The sequence below is a fragment of the Psychromonas sp. genome, from assembly GCF_983033635.1.
Genome location: NZ_CEZLMY010000113.1, coordinates 1,440 through 4,775, shown reverse-complemented (window position 1 = coordinate 4,775; position 3,336 = coordinate 1,440). Strand labels below are relative to the sequence as shown.

The 3,336-nt window shown below is 37.2% G+C and carries 5 protein-coding genes; 2 read left to right on the top strand and 3 right to left on the bottom strand.

Features of this window, described 5'->3' with window-relative positions:
• Positions 1-272: substrate-binding domain-containing protein (locus tag AC4GME_RS13330; RefSeq protein ID WP_490379562.1), on the top strand; the 272-nt coding region annotated here is incomplete at its 5' end.
• Positions 273-340: 68 nt separating this feature from the next.
• Here AC4GME_RS13330 and AC4GME_RS13325 read toward each other — a convergent pair.
• The 3 genes from AC4GME_RS13325 to AC4GME_RS13315 all read right to left on the bottom strand — a co-directional run bounded on the left by AC4GME_RS13325 (position 341) and on the right by AC4GME_RS13315 (position 2,177).
• Positions 341-781: a GNAT family N-acetyltransferase gene (locus AC4GME_RS13325; protein ID WP_490376344.1), complete on the bottom strand. Its 441-nt coding sequence runs from the start codon at positions 779-781 to the stop codon at positions 341-343.
• 40 nt (positions 782-821) lie between these two features.
• The gene (locus tag AC4GME_RS13320; protein WP_490376343.1) at positions 822-1,580 is read right to left on the bottom strand and encodes a class I SAM-dependent methyltransferase; all 759 of its coding nucleotides are present in this window, start codon (positions 1,578-1,580) and stop codon (positions 822-824) included.
• Between the two features lie 120 nt (positions 1,581-1,700).
• Positions 1,701-2,177: a VF530 family protein gene (locus AC4GME_RS13315; protein ID WP_490376342.1), complete on the bottom strand. Its 477-nt coding sequence runs from the start codon at positions 2,175-2,177 to the stop codon at positions 1,701-1,703.
• Positions 2,178-2,438: 261 nt separating this feature from the next.
• On the opposite strand from AC4GME_RS13315, the gene AC4GME_RS13310 reads away from it, so the two are divergent.
• The gene (locus AC4GME_RS13310) at positions 2,439-3,089 is read left to right on the top strand and encodes a hypothetical protein (RefSeq protein ID WP_490376341.1); all 651 of its coding nucleotides are present in this window, start codon (positions 2,439-2,441) and stop codon (positions 3,087-3,089) included.
• Positions 3,090-3,336 lie beyond the last annotated feature (247 nt).

Below are 3,336 nucleotides of genomic sequence, written 5' to 3'. Positions count from 1 at the left end.
GTAATGACAATATGGCTATTGGCGCAATAAAAGCCCTCTTTGAAGCTGGATTAAAAGTTCCCGATGATGTTTCGGTAATTGCTATCGATAATGAAACCGTCTCTGCTTTTTTATCACCTTCATTATCAACTGTTGAATTACCGATTGTGAATATCACAGATACGGCAATGCAGATCGCGCTCGATCTCGCTAAGGGTAAAGCAGTCGAAGCTGGCTGCAAATTATTTCAAGGTAAACTGATTGTAAGAGATTCAACTGCGCGACCGCGATAAGTAGGTTACAAATAAGATTAGATACAAGTTGAAAAATATTAACTGCTTTTGATGTGCCCTTATTCGCTTTACTGCCCTGCTAACTGCATATGTAAAACATTAAATGTGCTAGCTTTGCCTGTTTTTAGTGAACGTGACTCTGTCAAAAAAACCATCCGCTTATAAAAGGCGATAGCTTGTTTATTTTCCTCATTCACATCAACTTTATTACAGCTTAATTCAAGCACTGCATATTGTAATAATTTTTTACCTAAGCCATTTCCTATCAACGCATTTTTAACAAAAAGCATTTCAACTTTGTTATTTTTGCTGCCAATAAAAGCGCTAATCGAGCCGTTCCTATCTTTTACACAATGTAAAGATACAGATGGAAATACCTGTTCTACAATAAAGCGTTTGAATAACGTTATCTCCTCTTCGAGGATATAATCATATGAACCTAGTACTGAATCATCCCATACTGATAATAATTCTTCATACTCTGCTGTTACGGCACGTTCAACCTGCATCTAATTACCTAACTGATTAATAAACACTGAAATCAATGCGTTATTTAAGGTGATATAAGCCATTAATTATCCGAGCAAAGTTTATTTGGGCAATATTATTGCCCTGCTTATTGTTTGCATTTAACTGTTTTTTACCTGGTATGGGCATGTCGCTTACGATCAATACAATATTTTTATAGTCAGTAAATTCGACTAAGGCACTATAGGAAAAAAATTGATGAATAACGGCTAAAATATCTAATAGATGCTGCTCGTTTTCTACAGACAGATTAATAAATGCAATGCCGGATTTATTCATATTCTTCTGTAAATTCTGATAAAAACTGCGCTCATTTATACACGAAGAATTTTTATCTTCAATAAAGACATCACACAAGACAATATCAAAATCATTATGATTCTGTTCGAGATACTGTTGCGCCGATTGTACATAAACCAGCGTTTCCGGAGGCAATAAGAAGTAGTTTCTAGCCAACGCGATTATTTGTGAACTTTGTTCAACAGACGTTACATTAATATCAGGAAATGCGCTAAGCGCCCGCTCTAAAGCTCCGCCTCCCATACCAAGATTAAGCACTGCTAGTCTATTATCTTTCCATAATAAAAATAACAACATAGATTGGTAAACAGGCAGCACTATTCTTTGCGGATGTTGCAAATCAAGAACCGACTGCAGCGATTCACCACCGAAGTGAAACCACCGAAAATTTGCCAGTTCGCGCACAACAAGCGGTTTGTTATCTATTAATTCCTGATAGAGTAAATTACCTGCATCAGGTTTAATTGTTGATAGATTCACAGTTAAGCTCAACTAATAGTGTCTGTAGAGGAAGGTGATTTTTAATCAGAGCATGAATATTTTAACCATCTAAAATTGCAGCGAAATATTGATTGACTATCCGCTGCTCTAACTCGGTGACTATCGATTTTTACCCCATGGATCTGACGGGTCATATACTGGCTCGCTTTTTTTCGAGTGAACCTTTTCTTTATTATCCGTTTTAAAGCTCGATTTATGTTTTTGCGATGACTTTGACTTAAACGCAGATGCCGCTTTCGCTTGAGAAAGCTCTATCGATTCAACAGTCAAAACCATAGGTTCGCGTGGCATGATACCGTGTGCAAACCCTCGCTCTCTAGGGGCTAATTGATATTCCATATCATCAGGTTTTGGCATACGTTTAAAACGATACAGATAAAATGCTTCCAGCTTCTCTCTTGCCCAAGTTGTATCTCTCAAAAACTTCAAGCTGCCTTTTATACTCGGATTAGTCTTAAAGCAATGAAAACGCATTGCGGATGAAAGTATCTCCCAGCCATAAAACTCTACTAATTCTGTTAATAAAACCTCTAACTTAAGGCCGTGTAATGGGTTGTTCTGTTGTTCTTCTATCATGGGTCTTCCTAAGACAGGTAAAACTAATCGTTATTAATTAATGATGAAAACCGAGGTTAACTCGTTTTATATGCTGAGTATAACAGGACATTTTATATTAGATCGAAACAAACAGCATAGGCATAGAAATAAAGTGGAACTTCGCAAAATTTTTAGTTCTTAATCTTGTTATAAACAGCTGAAAATATGCTTTTTAACCTAGCATTCATATGAAATCAGAACTAGTGTAAGAGAGTAACGCCGACTCTCAGGAGAGAACCGATGAACGAACAGGTCAAAAATCTAGTTGAACAGATCACAAGGTTGGAAGAGGAGTTAAGCGTTGTACTAAAGAAGCAGGAGAAGGAGATACGTTATCGTGTCAACGGCACCCGCATTGAGTTTGAGAAAAAGCTTAAAGAAACCCACCAAAACCTAAAAGTTGGAATTTTTCGCTGGCTAGGTTCAAGCAAACCAAATAATGTAATGTCGGCACCGTTTATCTACGCCATGATAGTACCATTACTTATTTTGGATGGCTGTATAACTCTTTATCAAAGTATCTGTTTTCAACTTTACCACATCCCCAAAGTATCCAGAGCGGAGTATATGGTGTTTGATCGCCACCATCTTGGTTACCTTAATATAATCGAGAAGATTAACTGTACCTACTGTGCCTATGCTATTGGCCTTATCGCTTATGCACGTGAAATCACATCTAGTACAGAGCAATATTGGTGCCCCATTAAACATGCAGGCAATCTGCTGCACCCAAATCAGCGGGAAATATATTTTATCCCCTATGGTGAAAGCGAAGCATTTCATGCTAAACAAGCGCAGTTTCGTCGCGCCCTGAGCAAAGGGGAAGTCCCCATAATCAATGATACAGATACAGAGGATACACCTGACAAAAACGGATGCGACTTCAAATAAATCATCCCCGTCAAAAAAGATATAGATAAGCAATATATAGCAAACAATTAAATCGTAATTTAAAAAGCAAACAGCGCTTCGCGATTTTAGCCAATTACTGTTAAGGATAAACTATGAGCTCAGTAGAAAGAATGTTATTCCTCAATCAGAAATTCAATATTTTACAAATGAAAATTAACCATGATTTAATAATGGATGCCTATGCGTTTGCCTGGCATGAAGGTGTTTATCCAGCATTCAATGATGA